This window comes from Phycicoccus endophyticus, from assembly GCF_011326735.1.
GTDB classification, from domain to species: domain Bacteria; phylum Actinomycetota; class Actinomycetes; order Actinomycetales; family Dermatophilaceae; genus Phycicoccus; species Phycicoccus endophyticus.
Genome location: NZ_JAANCN010000005.1, coordinates 23,470 through 41,599, shown reverse-complemented (window position 1 = coordinate 41,599; position 18,130 = coordinate 23,470). Strand labels below are relative to the sequence as shown.

Here is an 18,130-nt window from a genome sequence, read left to right as displayed (position 1 = left end):
CGAACGCGCGACCGCCGCCCGGCACGAAGCCGGGCGGCGGTCGCGGTGCGGTGGCGGTGTCAGCCGATGACGGAGATGTTCGCCGCCTGGGGGCCCTTCGGGCCCTGCGTGGTCTCGTACTCGACCTTGGCGTTCTCGTCGAGCGAGCGGTAGCCGGTCGCGTTGATCGCCGAGTAGTGGGCGAAGACGTCGGCGGAGCCGTCGTCCGGGGCGATGAAGCCGAAGCCCTTCTCGGAGTTGAACCACTTCACGGTGCCAGTAGCCATGGGAGGCCTTTCGTTTCTGAGAGAGGGACGGCCGACTGTCGGTCCGCCCCGCGTTGGTGATGCCTGGTACGTCCCTCTGCTCAGGAAGTGCGGCGGCCCCGGCGGGACCGTTCAGCGACTACTGCACAACGGAAAGCTCAACAACAGGACAGCAGTCTAACGGTCCGGGCGGCGGATGCCAGATGCGGGCGAGGACCGGTCGGGTCCGGGCCCCTGCCGGAGCCCTTGGACACCGGCGCAGGCGGCCGGTCCGCGCCCCGTCCTCGACCGGCCGATCCGGTTAGCGTGGGCCCATGAGCCTGCTTCGGACCGACCGCTCGTGGCCTGCCCAGGTGCGCTCACGTGTCCCGGTGCGCTACCTGCCCCAGGCCGACCCCGCGCACCTGCGGGGCACCTGGCGCGAGGCGCGGCCCGCCCGGATCGACCGCTCGCTCGCCGCGGCCCTGCGCCGGCCCACCCACGGGTGGCTCGTCGTGGGCTCCTCGGACGAGGTGCGCCCCGGCCGATCGCTCGTGCGCACCGTCGCGGGCCGCGAGGTCGTCCTCTGGCGTGACGTCGACGGCGGGCTGCTCGCCGGCCCCGGGACCTGTCCTCACCTGGGCGCCCGGCTGCACGACTGCGACGTCGTCGACGGGCGGGTCCTCTGCCGTTGGCACGGCATGCCCCTCGGGCGTGACAGCGCGCCTCCGTGGGCCACCTACGCGGCCCACGACGACGGTGTCCTCGTGTGGGTGCGGCTCGGCCCGCTCGGGGCGGGCGTCGAGCCCAGCGAGCGGCCGGTCCTCGGCGCCCGGCCGGCGGCGGAGGGGGCCATCGCCTCGGTCGTCGCGCTCGCCGCGACCTGCGAGCCGCGCGACATCGTCGCCAACCGGCTCGACCCCTGGCACGGTGCCTGGCTGCACCCCTACGCCTTCAGCGACCTCGCCGTCGACGACGACGCCTCGAGCGAGGACCGGCTCGTCCTCGACGTGGCCTACCGCCTCGGACGCACCTTCGCGGTGCCGGTGCGGGCTGAGTTCACCTGCCCGGACTCGCACACGGTGCTCATGACGATCACCGAGGGCGAGGGGGAGGGCAGCGTCGTCGAGACGCACGCCACCCCGCTCACGGCGCCGAACGTCCATCCGGCCCGCACGGTGATGACCGAGGCGGTCCTGGCCACCTCGGACCGCGCCGGCTTCCGGCTGGCCCGGCGCATCTCCCGGGCCGTCCGGGTCGGGATGCGGGCCTCGCAGGTCCAGCTGTGGGCCGACGACCTCGAGTACGCCGCGCGCCGCTACGAGCTGCGCCGCCGGCGGGACATCGGCTAGTGACGGAAAGGTGCGTCAACCCCCTCGGCGGGCCCGGGCGGCACGGACGGCGCGCAGGCCGCGGCGGGTCAGGCCGGGAAGCGGGCCGAGCCGGCCGGTGAGCGGCACCGACCACACGCCGTGTCCGGGCAGGCCCCACCCGGTGAGCAGCCGGTCGGCGGCGAGCCAGCCGCTCGTCGCGGCCCGCTCCATGAGGGCGACGGGCAGCTCGACGCGCACGGCGTCGCCGGCGAGCACGACCCGGGGGTCCGGCGTCGCGACGCCGGGGCGGGAGGCCCACGGCTCGAGCCCGACGAGGACGCAGTCCTCCCGCAGGAGCCACTCCTCGTGGAGGACGCCCATCCCGGCGGTCTCCGGGTAGACGGCTGCGAGCGCGGCCCGCAGCTCGGCGCGGACCTGCGCCGGTCGCGCGTCCTCGGTGAGGGCGTAGGCGTGCAGCTCGACGACCGAGCCCCCGTGCGTCGCCGACCAGCGGGCGGCGTGCCCCTCGAAGCGCTCGAGCACGGAGACGTTGTCGAGCGGGCCGTAGCCGCTCGTCCCGAGGAAGGCGGGCCGCTGAGGGGCGACCCGGCCGTCGAGCCACAGGCGCCACACGGCGAACGGCGGCGCCGAGCGCACCGCGGCCACCTGCTCCCGCCACCCGGGCGACCCGAGGCCGGGGGAGGCGGCCACCACACGACGCAGCCCGGGCGGGTCGAGGGCCAGGACGACGGCGTCGGCGGCGAGCTCACGGTCGCCGTCCGCACCCGGCTCGGCGTGCCGCACCCGCAGGCCACCGTCGGCGGACTCGACCACCGCACCGACCTCGCGACCGACCCGCACCTCGACCCCGAGCCGCTGCAGGTAGCGCCCCAGGGGCGCCCACAGCGCGCTGTCGTAGTCCTCACCCGGGACGTCGAAGAGCAGCCCCTCGGCGGACCCGACGAAGTACAGGTGGAACATCGCGACGAGCTCGGCGCCGGAGAAGGCACGAGGGTCGGCGAAGAAGCTCCGCGCGAAGACCTCGAGCGCGAGGTGGCGCGCTGCCTCGGGGAAGCGCAGCCGGTCGAGGACCTCCGCTGCGCTCACCCCGTCGAGCGCGGTGAACGAGGCCGGGAGGTCCACGTCGAGCAGCCCCAGGGCCTGCTCGACGTCGACGCCGCGCAGGCCGGCGAGGTCGAAGCTCGGGCTGCGGGCCACGAACGCCGCGAGGTTCCACGGTGGGGTGCGCGGGATCCCGGCGAACGAGTCGGCCCCTCCGCCGGCCCGGACCAGGGGGTAGTCCGGGAGTGGGCGCAGGCGCTCCAGCGTCGGGTCGGTGCGCCGCAGCAGCGCGCGCAGGTTGTAGTACTGGCGGAAGAACGCGTGGAAGCCACGGCTCATCTGTGACGACGACCCGTCCGGCAGGGTCACCGGCCAGGAGGCCACCCGTCCCCCGAGCCGCGGGTCGCGTTCGAGGAGCGTCACCCGCACCCCGCGCTCGGCGAGCCCGACCGCCGCGGTGACCCCGGCGATGCCGCCTCCGACGACGACGACGTGCCGCTCCGCCGCCTCGTGGTGGCCGGGCCCGGCGGCCGGCCGGGGTGGGCGGTGGAACACGGCGCGCGGGTCGGCGCCGGGACGCCAGCGTGGCCGCCGGCGCGGGAGGCTCACGGCGCCCGGCGACCGACGACGGTGTGTACGACCCCGTCCTGCCAGCCGGGGTAGGAGCGGTGGCGCACGTCGACGAGACCCGCACGCTGCAGACGGCGGCAGACCTGCGCCACGGAGTCGAAGTCGCGCACACTGGTGTACAGGTAGCGGTGCAACGGCACGTCGGAACGCTTCAGCGCAGCCAGGGGGATGATCACGGTGTGGCACACCGCCGCCCACACCGCCCTCGCACGCACGCTCCCCGCCACCGAGTAGTCGTGGACGACGAGCACGCCGCCCGGGCGCAGGACCCGAGCGACCTCCTCGACGAGTGCCTGGCGCTCCGGCACGTTGCGCAGGAGGTAGGCGGCGAGCACGCCGTCGACCGAGGCGTCCGGCAGCCCGCCGAGGTGCTCGACGGCGTCCGCGACGGTGAACCACACGCCCTCGGGCCAGCCCTTGGCCAGCGCCTCGGTGACCATGCCGGTCGAGGCGTCGACGCCGGTCACCTCGAGTGGCCCGCCGCCGTCGTCGGCGCGAGTCTCGAGCAGGGCGCGGGTCGAGGCGCCGGAGCCGCAGCCGAGGTCGAGCACGACGGGGGCCCGGCCATCGCGCTCGGGTAGATCCTCGACGAGCGCCGCTGCGGCACAGCGTAGTTGCTCGTGGTACCCCGGGGACAACGCGACCATCGCGTCGTACGTCGGGGCGGCCCGGTCGAACGCCTCCGCGAGCAGCCACTCACGCGGCATCGTCGGTCTCCTCTCCGCTCCGGCCCGCGCGGGCCCAGAGCAGGATCGTCAGGGTCACCATGCTGAACCCGAAGAGGAAGTCCTCGACGGGGATGTCCCACGGCCACCGCACCCCGAGGGTCCGGGCCTCGTCGTAGCGCACCACGGGGGCGGACAGCTTGGTCAGCCAGCCGTCGACGGGCACCTGGAAGGCCAGCACGACCGTCATGGCCAGCCAGAACTGCACCCGGCGCAGCACCCCGGTGCGCAGCCAGAGCAGCTCGAGACCCACCGTCGCGAGCACGGCGAGCACGGCGAGCACGGTGTACTCAGGCACGGCGCTCCCCGACGGGCTCCTCGTGGCCTCCACCCCGGCCGGGGGTCCGCTCCCGCCGCCGCCGCAGGACGGTGCCGACCGACTCGTAGGTGAGCAGGCCGCACACCGGGACGACGACGAAGAAGACGACCTCCTCCACGGGCACCCCGAACGGCAGGACCACGCCGGTGGTGTAGCGGTCGCTGTAGTCCCAGTGCCCCCGGAGGATCCCGAGGACGTCCCACGCGAGAAAGACGGCGAGCATCGGCAGCAAAGCGACCAGCAGCCGACGCGGCCGGCGGTAGACCCGGGCACCGAAGGCCCACTCCAGGGGAAGGGTGAGCAGGATGCACCCGGCCATGAGGAGCAGGTACTGGTAGCGGTCGTCCACGCCGCGGTCACCCCGCCCCGACGGGGTCGCCGACCCGGGCCGCCGCCGGCAGCTCGGCCGGGTCGGCGACGGGCCAGGAGCGGGGGTCCTCGCCGAGGGCGTCGAGCAGCGGCACCTGCTCGGCGCACCACGGGGAGACGGCGCGCCGACCGGCCCGCACGTCGGCGGCGAAGGCGGCCCACGGCACCCACCGCACCTCGTCGACCTCGGTGGGGTCGGGGCGCGCGGGCCCGGCGGCGCGGGCCACGAGCACCGGGCAGACCTCGTGCTCGACGACCCCAGCCATCCGCGCCCGGTAGCGGAACCCGGGCAGGACGAGCCGGACGTGCGTCAGCTCCAGCCCCAGCTCGTCGCGCGCCCGGCGGCGCACGGCGTCCTCGAGCGGCTCACCCGGGCGGGGGTGGCCGCACACGGTGTTCGTCTCCACCCCGGGGAAGCTCGGCTTGCTCGCGGCGCGGGTCGTCACGAGCAGCCGGCCCTCGGCGTCGAGGACGTAGCACGAGAAGCCGAGATGCAGCGGGCTGTCGTCGTGGTGGACCGCGGACTTCGCGGCGCTGCCGGTCGGGGCCCCGGCGTCGTCGACGAGGACGACCGGGTCGTCGGCGACCCAGCCGAGGTCGGGCCGTCGCGCGGCACGGTCCCGGGCGACGAGCCGGACCGGGTCGCGGGAGAGGACCATCCGGGCAGCCAACCGGGCCTTGGCCGGCGTCGGGACGCGCGCACGGGCGGAGAAGACGTCGTAGCCGGCCGCCTCGACCCGCTCGAGGATGCGGGCGTAGAGCACCCGGGCCGTGGCCACGCAGCGCCGGGAGGCCGGGGGAAGCAGGGCCAGGCCCTCGTCCGCCTCCCGGTAGAGACGTCGGGCGCGCTCGACCTGGAAGGCCATGACGGCTCGCCAGGGCTCGTCGGCGGTGCGCTGCCAGGGGTCGGCGCCGAAGTGGCGCAGGTCCTCCTGCGGCAGGTAGACCCGGCCCCGGTCCAGGTCCTCGCCGACGTCGCGCAGGAAGTTGGTCAGCTGGAAGGCCAGCCCGAGGGCGCGCGCCGGTGCCCGGGCCTCGGCCAGCGGGTGGAGGACGGGCAGCATCATCTCGCCGATGACCGCGGCGCTGCCGTCCATGTACCCGAGCAGGTCCTCCCAGGTCTCGTACGTGCGCCGGGTGAGGTCGGTGCGCATCGCCGTGAAGAACCGGGTGAAGCACTCGTCGGGGATCCGGCGCTCGCGCGCGGTCCGCGCGACGGCGGCAAGGACCGGGTCGGGCGAGGCGTCGGTGGCCACCGCCTCGCGAAAGCGCGCCTCGAAGGCGTCGAGGGAGGCGCCCGTCCCGGGGCCGGGGTCGGGCCCGGCGAGGTCGACGATGTCGTCGGCGAGCCGGGCGAGGGTGTACACGGCGAAGACGTGCCGGCGCTCCGCGCGCGGCAGCAGCCGGGCGCCCCAGTAGTACGTGGTCCCGTGCTCGCGGGCGACGGCGGCGCAGCGCGCGTAGCCGGTCTCCAGGTGGGCCTCGAGGCTCGTCACGGTGCCCTCCCCACGAGCTCGGCGGGGGCGGGGGCGGCCGCGCCGGCGTACTGCTGGACGCGCTCGGCCGCCAGCCGGCCACTGACGAGCACCATCGGGATGCCGACCCCGGGGGTGGTGCCGGACCCCGCGAACACCAGCCCCGGCACGGCGGGCTCGACGTTGGGCGCACGGAACGGCCCGGACTGCCCGAAGGTGTGCGCCAGGGCGAACGGCGTGCCGAGGTGCATCCCCTGCTCCTGCCAGTCCACCGGCGTGACGAGCCGTTCGTGCACGATGTCGCTCGGGTAGCCCTGGGCGTCGAGGAAGCGATGCAGCCGCTCGCGCATCGGGCCCCGCTCCCGCTCCCAGTCGATGTCGGCGGCGGTGTGCGGCACCGGCTCGAGGACGTACATCGTCGTGCAGCCCTCCGGCGCGGCACCGGGGTCGCTCACCGTGGGGACGGTGACGAGGCGCGAGGGGTCGGGCATGAGCTCGCGCCGGTCGATGAGCGCCTCGAACGCCTCGTCCCAGGACCGGCCGAAGTGGATGGTGTGGTGGCGGGTGGACGGGTCGGGCAGGCCCCGGGCACCGACGTGCCAGACGACCGCGGACGGCGAGTACCTCCCCCGGCGCACGACCCGGGGCGGGCGGACCCCAGGCAGGAGGCGGGCGTAGGCCACCGGAAGGTCGACGGTGCACACGACCGCGTCCGCGGCCAGGCGCGTCCCGTCGGCGGTGGCCACGCCCGCCACGGCACCGTCGCCCCGGCGGAGCACCTCGCACACCTCGACGCCGAGGTGCACGGGCACGCCGGCCGCGGAGAGCGCGCTCGCCATCCCCGCCGGCACGGCGTGCATCCCGCCCTCGGGGTAGTAGACGCCGCGGACGGTGTCCATGTAGGTGATGACGGCGAACACCGCGCGCGCCGTGGCCGGTGCCACGCCGGCGTAGAGGGACTGGAAGCCGAAGATGCGGTGCAGCCGCTCGTCCTGGAAGAACCCCGCGACCGCCGGCCCGAGGGCGCGCAGACCGCCGAGGCGCAGCAGCCGCAGGGCGCGGGCCGGGGAGCGCAGGAGGTCGAGGGGGGAGTCGAGGTTGCGGTCGATGAAGGCGTCGAACTCGACGTCGTAGAGGTCCTCCAGCCAGCCGAGGAAGCGGTCGAAGCCGGCGGCGTCGCGCTCCCCGGACAGCCGGCGCACCTCCTCGCGCAGGTCGGCCATGTCGGCCCGCACCGCGAGCTCGGAGCCGTCGGCGAAGACCGCCCGGTAGGCGGGGTCGAGGCGGCGCATCGGCACGAGGCTCGCGGGGTCGCCCCCGAGGGCGCGGATGGGGGCGTGCAGCAGCTCGGGCATCGTCATGACCACCGGCCCGGTGTCCATCCGGAAGCCACCGAGCCGCAGGACGCCGGCCCGGCCGCCGACCTGCTCGGCCCGCTCGAGCACCGTGACGTCGTGCCCCGCCGCGCGCAGGTGACAGGCCGCCGCCAGCCCGGAGAGCCCGGCACCGACGACGAGGACCCTCATGCCGACCGCCAGGCGACGGCGTCGGCGAGCCCACGCAGGGCGGCGCGGGTCGCGTCGTCGGTGTCGAGGTGAGCGAGGGCGTCGTGCGCCCGGGTCGTGGTCTCGGCGATGGTGGCCTCGGCCTGCTCGCGCACGCCGGCGACCCGCATGGCCCGGCCGAGGGCACGGGCGCCGTCCTCGTCCAGCTCACCGGCGTCGCACGCCTCGAGCAGGCCGCGGTGGCGCTCGGGGAGCATCTCCCCGGCCCAGACGAGCAGGACGGTCGGCTTGCCCGAGCGCAGGTCGTCACCGGCCGGCTTCCCCGTCAGGGCGGGGTCGCCCCACACGCCGAGGACGTCGTCGCGCAGCGCGAACGCGTCGCCGACGAGGTCGCCCCAGCCGACGAGGCGGTCGACGACGGCGCGCTCGGCGCCCGCGACGAGCGCGCCGAGCTGGAGGGGACGGGTGATGGTGTACCGCCCGCTCTTGAGCCGGGCGATCCGCCGGGCCGCCGTGGCGTCGCGGTCACGGCCGGCCGTGTGCGTGACGTCGAGCAGCTGGCCGCCGACGAGCTCGGTGGCCATGACCCGCCACGCACGCGCCACCCGCGCCTCGCCGCGGCTCGCGAGCAGGGTGGCCTCGCTGAGCGCCAGGTCGGCCACGAGGACCGCGACGCTGTCCCCGAACAGCTCGGGGTCCCCGAGGCCGCCGGCCTCCCGGTGGCGCCGGGCCGCGACGACGTGGAGGGTGGGCCGGCCCCGCCGCTCGGCGGAGCGGTCCATGACGTCGTCCTGGACGAGGGCGAACAGCTGGAGCAGCTCGAGAGCGGCGGCGACCTCGACGAGCCGGTGACGGGTCTCCCGCTCACCCCCGGCGGCCGCCCACCCCCAGCGGGCGAGCAGCGGGCGCAGCCGCTTGCCGTGGTGGCGCACCCGCTCGGCGAGCTCGCCCACGAGGTCGAGCTCGAGCCCCGGCGGGCCGTGCTGGGGAACGGTGCCGCCGACCTCGACGAGGATGCCCCGCAGCTGCCCGAGCAGGTCCTCGAGCAGGGCGTCGACCTCGGCGAGGACGCGGTCCGAGCCCGGCGACCGGCGCAGCCCCGCGAGCGTGCTCTGGGTGCTCATCGCCGCTGCCGCCTCTCGCTCGTTCCTCGGGTCCGCCCGGTGCCCTCCGGGGATGGCTCGATTGAACCAGCGGTGACGCGCGGACCGCGCCCGGAGCGGCGAACCCTAGACGGGCACACCGGGCCCCTACCCGCCGGGCGCCCCGGCTACCCGGGGCGCCCGGCGTGGGAAGAGCGGGCCGCCGGCGCCTGTTGGCCCTCCGCGGGACCCCGGAAGGGGTCCAGGCACCCCAGGAACGGAGACCCGGTGACCGACAGCGACGCCGCACCCACGCCCAGCACGAGCCCCGGACACGCGCAGGTCGGCGTGACCGGGATGGCCGTCATGGGCCGCAACCTCGCCCGCAACTTCGCCCGGCACGGGTTCCGGGTCGCGGTGCACAACCGCACGACGAGCAAGGCCGAGGCGGTGGTGCGCGAGTTCGGCCACGAGGGCGACCTCACCCTCGCCCGCTCGCTGGAGGAGCTGGTGGCCGCCCTCGAGCGGCCGCGGCGGGTCATCGTCATGGTCGCGGCGGGCCCGGGCACCGACGCCGTCATCGACGAGCTCGTTCCCCTGCTCGACCCGGGGGACGTCGTCGCCGACGCCGGCAACGCCCACTGGCGCGACACCGTCCGGCGGCACGACGCCCTCGCGGAGCACGGCATCCGGTTCGCCGGTGTCGGGGTCTCCGGTGGCGAGGTGGGCGCGCTCGAGGGGCCCTCGGTCATGCCGGGCGCGGACGCCGACACCTACGCCGAGATCGGCCCGTTCCTCGAGGTGGTCTCCGCCCACGTCGACGACGAGCCGTGCTGCACCCTCGTCGGGCCGGACGGCGCCGGGCACTTCGTGAAGATGGTGCACAACGGCATCGAGTACGCGGACATGCAGCTGATCGCGGAGGGCTACGACCTCATGCGCCGCCTGCTCGGCATGGAGCCGGCTGCGGCCGCCGAGGTCTTCCGCGAGTGGGACGGCACCGAGCTGGAGTCCTACCTCGTCGGGATCACCGCCGAGGTGCTCGCCCAGAGCGACGCGGGCACCGCGGGGCCACTCGTCGACGTCATCCGGGACGCCGCGGAGCAGAAGGGCACCGGTCGCTGGACGGTCCAGTCCGCCCTCGACCTCGGGGTACCGGTCACCGGCATCGCCGAGGCGACGATGGCCCGGGCACTCTCGGGCGACACGGCCCGCCGGGCCGCCGTCCGCGACGCCCTCGGTGACCAGGACCCGGCGGGCCCGCCGGCTCGGGTCCCGACCGACGACCTGCGGCAGGCGCTCTACGCGGCGAAGGTCGTCTCCTACGCCCAGGGCCTCGACCTCGTCCGGGCCGGCTCGGCGGAGCAGTGCTGGGACGTCGAGCTCGCCGAGCTGCCGCGGATCTGGCGGGACGGGTGCATCATCCGGGCCCGGCTGCTCGCGGACATCACCGAGGCTCTCGAGCGGCACCCGGACGCGCCGAGCCTGCTCGCGACGCCGACGTTCGCCCGCGCGGTGACCGAGCGGCTGCCCGCCCTGCGCCGGGTCGTCGGCGCCGCGGTCCAGGGCGGGGTCCCGGTGCCGGTCCTCTCCGCGGTGCTCGCCTACCTCGACGCCCTGCGGGCCGAGCGGCTGCCGGCCGCGCTCGTCCAGGGGCTGCGGGACTACTTCGGCGCGCACACCTACGAGCGCGTCGACCGGCCCGGCTCCTTCCACACCGCGTGGGCCGCCGACCGTACCGAGGTCGAGGCCGGGTGAGACGGCCGCCGGTGGGCGACCTTCGACGCGAGGGTGTCGGCGCGTCCCGGCCCGGGTAGCAGACCGGGGACACCGACCGGAAGGAGACCGGCATGACCGACCCCGAGGGCGCCGCCCACGTCAAGGAGCTCATCGAGGGGCAGCGGACGGCGATGCTCACGAGCGTCGAGGAGTCCGGGTCCCTCGTCTCGCGGCCGATGACCCTCCAGGAGGTCGACGAGGGGGGCACCCTGTGGTTCCTCGCCCTGGCCGACAGCTCCCCCACGCAGGAGGTGCAGGCCCACCCGGCGGTCAACGTCGCCTTCACCGAGCAGGGGTCCTGGGTCTCGGTCTCCGGGCGCGCCGAGGTGCGGCACGACCCGCAGCGGGCCCGCGAGCTGTGGAGCGAGTTCGCCGCGACCTGGTTCCAGAAGGAGCCCGAGGACCCGCAGGTCGTCGTCATCCGGGTCGACGGGGAGAGCGCCCAGTACTGGGACAGCCCCGGCCGGGCGGCGACCCTCGTGCAGATGGTGACCGCGCGCCTGTCGGGCGAGCGCCCCGAGCCCGGCGGGAGCGACACCGTGCAGCTGTGAGCCCCGGCGTCAGCCGGCCCGGCCCCGGGCCGAGGGCGCGTCGGGCTCCTCGGCCGCCGACCGCTCGGGCTCCTCGGCCGGCGCCGACCACGGCTGCCACGCGTCCTCGGGCTGGGCGAGCCGGTCGGCGACGATGCGTAGCGTCTCCAGCTGGTGGCCGTAGCCGAGGTGGGTCGAGCTGACCTCGACGTTCTCGGTGCGGGGCGCCGGGTCGGCGACGCAGCACTCCCACGCCACGATGCCGTCGGTGCGCGAGTAGATGCTCGTCGTCGGTACCTCGAGCGGCCGGGCTCGCAGCGCCAGGGCCTCGTCGGTGAACATCAGGTCGAGGTTGTGCCGGTTCATCACCCGGTACATCGCCCAGGCGCGGGTCGCCGCCGGGTGGTGGCGGAACGGGCTGCCCAGGGTGACCACCGACCGGGTGTACTGCGGCTGGCTGCGTGCCATCTCGCGCGCGTAGACGCCGCCGGCGCTCCAGCCGAGCAGGCTCACCCGGCGCCCGTAACGCTCGTGGATCTCACCGAGGACGGCGTCCAGCCGCTCGGCGAGCTCCGGGCTCGCCCCGAGGTTGCGCCCCTGGCGCCAGTCGTGGACCCGGTAGCCGAGCCGTCGCAGGTGCTGGCGCAGGAAGAGGGTGGACTCGGGCCCGGCGAGGAACCCCGGCAGGACGATGACGGGATGCCCGTCACCGCGGGGCCAGCCGGCGAGGTCACGGGTGCGGACCGCGGAGCTCGCCAGCTCGATCGCCGCCCGCCACTCGTGGCGGGCCTGCCAGAGCGTCGGCGCCGAGGGCGCCGCGGTCGTCGGGTCCAGGGGCATCCTCGCTCCTTCGGTGCGGTGCAAGGACATTGTCCCAGAGGGGTGCCGGAGTGGTGGGGATATGTGGGTCGTCCCACGCCCGTCGGTGCCGGCAACCACCGGGTCCGCGCGGGTGGGCCGCGCGCACCCCGCGCCCGAGGCATACCGTGTCAGGCATGAGCACGCAGGAGCAGCACGGCGGGGGTACCCGCACCGAACGGGACACCATGGGCACGGTCGAGGTGCCCGCCGACCGGTACTGGGGCGCGCAGACCCAGCGCAGCCTCGAGCACTTCGACATCGGCCGGGACACCTTCGTCTGGGGGCGGGCCGTGGTGCGTGGCCTCGGGCTGCTCAAGAAGTCGGCGGCGCTCGCCAACGCCGAGCTCGGGCTGCTCCCGCAGGAGGTGGCCGCGGCGGTGGTCCAGGCCGCCGACGAGGTGGCCCGCGGTGAGCTCGACGACCACTTCCCGCTCGTCGTCTTCCAGACCGGGTCCGGCACCCAGAGCAACATGAACGCCAACGAGGTCGTCGCGAACCGGGCCATCGAGATCCTCGGCGGCGAGCTGGGCAGCAAGGAGCCGGTCCACCCGAACGACCACGTCAACCGCAGCCAGTCGAGCAACGACACCTTCCCGACGGCGGTGCACGTCTCGGTCGCGCTCGAGCTCGCCGAGCGGCTGCACCCGGCCGTCGACGCGCTGTGCGCAGCCCTCGACGCCAAGGCCGAGGAGCTCGGAGACGTCGTCAAGGTCGGGCGCACCCACCTCCAGGACGCGACGCCGGTGACCCTCGGGCAGGAGATCGGCGCCTGGGCGGGCCAGCTGCGCGAGGCCCAGGAGGACGTGCGGCACGCCGGGGATCGGGTGCTGGCCCTGGCCATCGGGGGCACGGCGGTGGGGACGGGGCTGAACTCGCCCGCGCAGTTCGGGCCCAAGGTCGCCGAGCACCTCGCCGCCGAGACCGGGCTGGCGTTCCGGCAGGCCGACAACCTCTTCGTCCAGCTCGCCGCGCACGACGGGCTGGTCGCTGTCTCCTCGGCCCTGCGCACGCTGGCCGGGGGGCTGATGAAGCTGGCCAACGACGTGCGGTGGCTGGCCTCCGGGCCGCGGACGGGCATCGGCGAGCTGCGCATCCCCGAGAACGAGCCCGGGTCCTCGATCATGCCGGGCAAGGTCAACCCGACCCAGTCCGAGGCGATGACGATGGTCGTCACGCGGGTGTTCGGCAACGACGCCACCGTCGGGTTCGCCGGCACCCAGGGCAACTTCCAGCTCAACGTCTTCACCCCGGTCATGGCCCACGCGGTGCTCGAGTCGGTCCGGCTCGTCGCGGACGCCTGCCGCTCGTTCACGGCGCACTGCGTCCTCGGGCTCGAGGCCGACCGCGCCCGGATCGCCGAACATCTCGAGGCCGACCTCATGCTCGTCACGGCGCTCGCCCCGCACATCGGGTACGACGCGGCCGCGGCCATCGCCAAGCAGGCCCACCGCGACGGGTCCACCCTGCGCGAGGCCGCGCTGGCCTCCGGGGCCGTGGGTGAGGCCGACTACGACCGGTGGGTCGACCCCGAGGCGATGACCCGGCCGGACTGTCCGCACCCCGAGGCGATGACCCGGCCGGACTGTCCGCACCCCGAGGCGATGACTCGGCCGGACTGACCGCTGAGTCTCGGCGCACGGACCCGTCACAGGTGGCGTGCTCCGAGCCCTCGGGCGCCGCGGGTGGCGGTCAGCCCCGTGCGGCCTCGTCCGCGGGGCCCGGGGGCTCGCGCAGGGCGTGGACCATGCTGCGCAGGATCCGGAGCGCGGCCGCCTGGTCGGCCTCGCTCAGCCCGGCGACCATCCTCAGCTCCACGGAGCGCACGGCGGCGGTCGCCCGGAGCAGGCTGCGCCGGCCCCGCGGCGTGAGCCTCGTCGGCAGCGCCTTGCCGACCGAGGGCTGGGCGGCCCGCGCCACGTAGCCGTCCCGCTCGAGGGCCTGCAGGAGCACGTTCATCGACTGCCGGGTCACAAAGGCCCCGCGCGCGAGCTGGGAGTTGGACAGTCCGGGGCGCTGGGCCAGGAGCTCGAGGCAGGAGTAGTGCGTGACGCTCATCCCCAGCGGCCGCAGGACCTCCTCCATGGCCACGCGCAGGGCGCTCGAGGCCTCCTTGAGCAGGTAGCCCAGTGACGTCTCGAGGTCGATACCTTCTCGGCTCATGTCAGGAGTCTGACACATGTGCCGCGTGTCAGCCTTCTGACACGACGGGCCCGCCCGTGCCGACCCCCGTCTGTCGTCCGTCCCCGAAGTGACCAATAGGTCACGTCAGTGACAGGGCGGCGTGCCCGAAGTGACCAATAGGTCACGTCAGTGACAGGGCGGCGTGCCCGAAGTGACCAATAGGTCACGTCAGGTACAGGCCCGCGGTGGTCGAGTGGCCCCCATGCCGTCGACTCGGGGGAGCTCCGGGGCCGGTTGAGCAGGTGGCTGGCTCCCACCGTCTCCTCTAACGTGTGGACATGACCGAACAAGGCCCCGTCGAATCGCGGGTTCCGGGCATCACGGATGAGGACCTGTGGCCGGTACGCCTGGTCTGGGTGGGGATGTTGTCTGCCGTCGCGGGCGTCCTGCTCGGCGCGGCGCTGGCGTTCTCGCAGCCCGACGGTGCCTCCTCATCCGGACGCAGCCTGCTCGGGCTGGCAGTCGTCGTCATCTCGACGGCGCTCGGCGCGCTCGTCTATCTCGTCGGCAAGGTGCTGGAGCGCCAGTAGGCGACTCGCCCCCACCTGCCGAGACCACTCGGTCACGCGGGTGACCGCCGTCCGTACCTGTGGTGACCTATTGGTCACTTGGGGCACGCGGGGGCGTACCTGCGGTGACCTATTGGTCACTTGGGGCACACGGGGGTGTGCCTGTGGTGACCTATTGGTCACTTGGGGCACGCGGGGGTGTGCCTGTCGTGACCCATTGGTCGATCGGGGGACGGGTCAGGGGGAGAGGAGGTCGCGCAGGTCGTCGGCGGTGAGGGCACGGCTCATGGCGGCGCCCTCGTCGACGACCTTGGCGAAGAGGTCGCGCTTGCGCTCCTGCAGCGCGACGACCTTCTCCTCGACCGTGTTGCGCGAGACGAGCCGGTAGACGTTGACCGGCTGGGTCTGCCCGATGCGGTGTGCCCGGTCGATGGCCTGCGCCTCGGCCGCCGGGTTCCACCACGGGTCGAGGACGAACACGTAGTCGGCCTCGGTCAGGGTCAGCCCGAACCCGCCCGCCTTGAGCGAGATGAGGAACACCGGCGCCTCGCCGCCGCGGAACGCGGCGATCCGCTCGGCCCGGTCGCGGGTGCGCCCGTCGAGGTACTCGTAGGCGATGCCCTCGGCCTCGAGCCGCCGGCGGACGATCGCGAGGAAGCCGGTGAACTGCGAGAACACAAGTGCCCGGTGCCCCTCGCCGGCCAGCTCGCCGAGGTGCTCGACGAGGGTGTCGACCTTCGCCGACTCCGCGAGGCCGGCGTACTCCTCGTCGACGAGCGCCGGGTCGAGCGAGAGCTGGCGCAGCGCGGTGAGCGCCCGCAGCACCGCCATCCGGTTGCCGTCGAGGTCGTCGATGAGCCCGAGCAGCCGCTGCCGCTCCCGCTGCAGGTGCCGGTCGTACACCGCCCGGTGACGCGGGTGGAGGTCGACGGTCAGCACCTGCTCCTGCTTCGGCGGCAGCTCGGTCGCGACCGCCTCCTTCGTGCGGCGCAGCATCAGCGGCTGCACCCGCCGGCGCAGCGTCGCCAGCCGGTCGGCGTCGCCGTCGCGCTCGATGGGGGTGGCCCACTGCTCCTTGAAGGCGCCGGGCCGCGGGTGCAGCCCCGGGGCCACGATCGACAGCAGCGACCACAGGTCCATGAGCGAGTTCTCCAGTGGGGTGCCGGTGATGGCGAACTTCGCTCTCGCGGAGAGCCGCCGCACCGCCTGGTAGGTCTTGGCCTGGTGGTTCTTGACGAACTGCGCCTCGTCGAGCACCACCGCCGACCACGGCCGCGACCGCCACGCCGCCTCGTCGATGCGGGCCACCGTGTAGGAGGTGACGACGACCTGCGCGTCACCGACCGCGGCCTCGAGGCTGCGGCGGTCCTTGCCGCGGGTGCGGTCGACGACGACGGTGCGCAGCCCCGGCGCGAACCGCTCGGCCTCGCCGGCCCACGTCGAGAGCACCGACGTCGGCGCGACGACGAGCACCGGGTGCTCCAGCTCGCCGCGCTCGTGGGCTCGCAGGACCATCGCGAGCATCTGCACCGTCTTGCCCAGCCCCATGTCGTCGGCGAGCACGCCGCCGAGGCCGCAGTCCCACAGCAGCGACAGCCAGCGGAAACCCTCGACCTGGTAGGGCCGCAGGGTGGCGTCGAGCCCCGACGGCACGTGCGCCGGCTCGAGGTCGCCGCCGTCGACGAGCCGCCCGACCGTGCGCTGCCACCGCTCGCTCTGCTCCTCGACCACCCCGAGGGCCGCGAGCTCCTCCCACAGCCCGACGTGGACGGCGGAGATCCGCAGCGGGTCCGAGGGGCGGTCCTGGAGCGCCCGGGCCTCCTCGACGAGCCGGCGCAGCGTCTCCAGCTCGGGCCGCTCGAGGGAGAACCACGTGCCGGACTCGAGGATGAGGTGCTCGTGCTGGCGGGCGATCGCCTCGATGAGCGGCGCGAGCGGCACGTCCTCGCCGGCGACGGTGACCGAGATGTCGAGGTCGAACCAGTCCGTCGAGGCCCCCGAGCCACCCGCCGTGTCCCCACCGTCGGACCCGCCGCCCTCGCTCGTGGAGACGGTGATGAGCGGGGCCTCCTCCACCTCGCTGTACTCGGCGACCTCACCCTCGACCTCGACGTCGAGGAAGGCCAGCCCCTCGAGCACCGGCAGCAGCTGGGCGAAGGCCACCGTGCCGAAGCCGTGCAGGCGCACCTCGGGGACGAGCCGGGGGTGCTGGGCGACCGTCTGCCACAGCGACTCCGTGGCGGCGACCTCGGGGACCCCACGCAGCTGCTCCACGAGCCGGCGCTCGGCGCCGTGGTCGCGCATCGGGTCGGGCTCGTCGGCGGCCAGCGGGACGTGCACCCCGTCGGCGCCGCCGTACCGGTAGCCCCAGGCGAGGTGCATACGGTGCCCCGGCTCGACGGTGACCCGCAGCGCGAGCCGCGGCGGCACGACCTCGGGCAGGTCGAGCTCGGGGGAGAGGCTGCGGACCCGCGCCTTGCGCCGCAGCCCGGGCAGGTGGGTGACGGTGAACCGTGTCCAGTCCGCCTCCGGCACCTCGACGACCCCGAGGTCGAGCAGCCGCTGCCGGGTCGCGTCGAGGGGCTCGGCGAGGGCGCCGAGGACGAGGGTGGCGCCGTCACGCAGCCAGAAGCCGGTGGCGGGTGAGCCGACGAGGTGGGTGTCGGTGCCGGGCTCGACCGGCAGGTCGAGGCGCGGGTGGAGGGCGGCGCCGTCCTCGGTGCGCTCGATGTCGACGACGAGCTCGGCCGGCTCGGGGGCGAACGCGACGGCGCCGTCGCCGGAGAGGTCGGTGAGCAGCCGGATGCCGGCCCGGTCGGCGGCCCGCAGGAGCGCGACCCAGCCGGGGCCGAGGTGGTCCAGGACGATGGCGTCGGGCATCCGGCCGTAGCCGTAGGTGCGGACCGAGCGGCGGTGGGCGTCGGCGATGGCCGTCAGGGCGTCGACGTGCTCGTCGGCGTAGAGCACGCGCCCGTAGCCGTAGTACCCGCCGGCGAAGCTCTCCCACGACACCCCGGTACGGATCCACTGGCCGCGGACCCCGGGGACGACGGGCCGCAGGCGCAGCTGGCCGCGGCCGGTGTCCTCGGTGACCCGGGCCCGCCCCCGGGCCGTCGTCGCGGGCTCGAGGAGCAGCCCGACGGGGGTCACGTCGCGCGGGGTGTCCTCGAGGAGGACGCCGCCGAGGGCCCGCTCCCAGGTCGGTCGGGGAGGTTCGCCCGGGTCGACCGGTGCCGGGTCGATCTCGCGCACCCGCGCGGCGACCGCGACCGCGTGCTTGCAGTCGCTCGCGACCGGGCAGGAGCACTCGCTGTGCCAGCGGCGTACCGGCCGGGTCTCGGGCGCCTCGTGCGGGCGCAGCGCGACCTGGGTCAGGTAGGTCTGGCCCTGGCTGCCGCCGACCCAGCCGGTGGCGTGGGCACCGTCGCTGGAGACGTCGACGTCGACGACCCGCCCCTCGCGCGCGTAGGCCAGCCCGCGGGCGACGGTGACCGTGCCGCAGAGGTCGCCGAGCTCGCGGTTGGTCAGCTCGGCCAGCCGGCCGGCGGTGACGAGCCTGGCCACAG

At 75.0% G+C, this 18,130-nt stretch carries 16 protein-coding genes; 5 read left to right on the top strand and 11 right to left on the bottom strand.

Translation table 11 applies throughout. From position 1 onward, the window contains the following. Positions 1 to 59: 59 nt before the first annotated feature. On the bottom strand, positions 60 to 266 hold the full coding sequence (locus G8D98_RS07190) for a cold-shock protein (protein WP_166101038.1): 207 nt from the start codon (positions 264 to 266) through the stop codon (positions 60 to 62). Positions 267 to 559: 293 nt separating this feature from the next. Here G8D98_RS07190 and G8D98_RS07185 point away from each other — a divergent pair, with 293 nt between their 5' ends. Continuing rightward, positions 560 to 1,576 (top strand): DUF5914 domain-containing protein, encoded by a 1,017-nt coding sequence (locus G8D98_RS07185; RefSeq protein WP_166101035.1) that lies wholly within the window; start codon positions 560 to 562, stop codon positions 1,574 to 1,576. A gap of 15 nt (positions 1,577 to 1,591) precedes the next feature. Here G8D98_RS07185 and G8D98_RS07180 read toward each other — a convergent pair whose 3' ends face one another. From G8D98_RS07180 to G8D98_RS07150, 7 genes are read right to left on the bottom strand one after another with little or no spacing between them, the layout of a single operon-like run. Then, complete coding sequence (locus tag G8D98_RS07180; RefSeq protein ID WP_166101032.1) at positions 1,592 to 3,208, bottom strand: FAD-dependent oxidoreductase; 1,617 nt, start codon at positions 3,206 to 3,208, stop codon at positions 1,592 to 1,594. Further along, on the bottom strand, positions 3,205 to 3,936 hold the full coding sequence (locus G8D98_RS07175) for a methyltransferase domain-containing protein (RefSeq protein WP_166101030.1): 732 nt from the start codon (positions 3,934 to 3,936) through the stop codon (positions 3,205 to 3,207). Before G8D98_RS07175 ends, G8D98_RS07180 begins: the two co-directional genes overlap by 4 nt. After that, positions 3,926 to 4,252, bottom strand: coding sequence for a lycopene cyclase domain-containing protein (locus G8D98_RS07170; protein ID WP_166101027.1), 327 nt, complete (start codon positions 4,250 to 4,252; stop codon positions 3,926 to 3,928). The genes G8D98_RS07175 and G8D98_RS07170 overlap by 11 nt, the downstream gene beginning before the upstream one ends. Further along, on the bottom strand, positions 4,245 to 4,622 hold the full coding sequence (locus tag G8D98_RS07165; protein ID WP_166101024.1) for a lycopene cyclase domain-containing protein: 378 nt from the start codon (positions 4,620 to 4,622) through the stop codon (positions 4,245 to 4,247). Before G8D98_RS07165 ends, G8D98_RS07170 begins: the two co-directional genes overlap by 8 nt. A 7-nt stretch (positions 4,623 to 4,629) precedes the next feature. Further along, positions 4,630 to 6,138: an isopentenyl-diphosphate Delta-isomerase gene (gene idi / locus G8D98_RS15660; protein ID WP_338088748.1), complete on the bottom strand. Its 1,509-nt coding sequence runs from the start codon at positions 6,136 to 6,138 to the stop codon at positions 4,630 to 4,632. Continuing rightward, positions 6,135 to 7,643 (bottom strand): phytoene desaturase family protein, encoded by a 1,509-nt coding sequence (locus G8D98_RS07155; protein ID WP_166101022.1) that lies wholly within the window; start codon positions 7,641 to 7,643, stop codon positions 6,135 to 6,137. The genes idi and G8D98_RS07155 overlap by 4 nt, the downstream gene beginning before the upstream one ends. Then, positions 7,640 to 8,746 (bottom strand): polyprenyl synthetase family protein, encoded by a 1,107-nt coding sequence (locus G8D98_RS07150; RefSeq protein ID WP_166101020.1) that lies wholly within the window; start codon positions 8,744 to 8,746, stop codon positions 7,640 to 7,642. The genes G8D98_RS07155 and G8D98_RS07150 overlap by 4 nt, the downstream gene beginning before the upstream one ends. 246 nt (positions 8,747 to 8,992) lie before the next feature. Here G8D98_RS07150 and gndA point away from each other — a divergent pair, with 246 nt between their 5' ends. Further along, positions 8,993 to 10,462 carry an NADP-dependent phosphogluconate dehydrogenase gene (gene gndA, locus G8D98_RS07145; protein WP_166101018.1) on the top strand — a complete coding sequence of 490 codons (1,470 nt, stop codon included), beginning with the start codon at positions 8,993 to 8,995 and terminating at the stop codon, positions 10,460 to 10,462. A gap of 92 nt (positions 10,463 to 10,554) precedes the next feature. Then, on the top strand, positions 10,555 to 11,034 hold the full coding sequence (locus tag G8D98_RS07140; RefSeq protein WP_166101015.1) for a pyridoxamine 5'-phosphate oxidase family protein: 480 nt from the start codon (positions 10,555 to 10,557) through the stop codon (positions 11,032 to 11,034). Positions 11,035 to 11,043: 9 nt separating this feature from the next. Here G8D98_RS07140 and G8D98_RS07135 read toward each other — a convergent pair whose 3' ends face one another. Beyond that, positions 11,044 to 11,853, bottom strand: coding sequence for an esterase/lipase family protein (locus tag G8D98_RS07135; protein ID WP_166101012.1), 810 nt, complete (start codon positions 11,851 to 11,853; stop codon positions 11,044 to 11,046). A gap of 155 nt (positions 11,854 to 12,008) precedes the next feature. Here G8D98_RS07135 and fumC point away from each other — a divergent pair, with 155 nt between their 5' ends. Beyond that, entirely contained in the window at positions 12,009 to 13,493 is a 1,485-nt protein-coding gene (fumC, locus tag G8D98_RS07130) for a class II fumarate hydratase (protein WP_166101010.1), read from the top strand. Between the two features lie 70 nt (positions 13,494 to 13,563). Here fumC and G8D98_RS07125 read toward each other — a convergent pair whose 3' ends face one another. After that, a complete protein-coding gene (locus G8D98_RS07125) occupies positions 13,564 to 14,034 on the bottom strand; it encodes a MarR family winged helix-turn-helix transcriptional regulator (protein ID WP_166101008.1) in 471 nt (156 codons plus the stop codon). A gap of 299 nt (positions 14,035 to 14,333) precedes the next feature. Here G8D98_RS07125 and G8D98_RS07120 point away from each other — a divergent pair, with 299 nt between their 5' ends. Next, on the top strand, positions 14,334 to 14,585 hold the full coding sequence (locus tag G8D98_RS07120) for a hypothetical protein (RefSeq protein WP_166101005.1): 252 nt from the start codon (positions 14,334 to 14,336) through the stop codon (positions 14,583 to 14,585). Between the two features lie 216 nt (positions 14,586 to 14,801). Here G8D98_RS07120 and G8D98_RS07115 read toward each other — a convergent pair whose 3' ends face one another. Further along, positions 14,802 to 18,128, bottom strand: coding sequence for a DEAD/DEAH box helicase (locus tag G8D98_RS07115; protein WP_166101003.1), 3,327 nt, complete (start codon positions 18,126 to 18,128; stop codon positions 14,802 to 14,804). Positions 18,129 to 18,130: the final 2 nt, after the last annotated feature.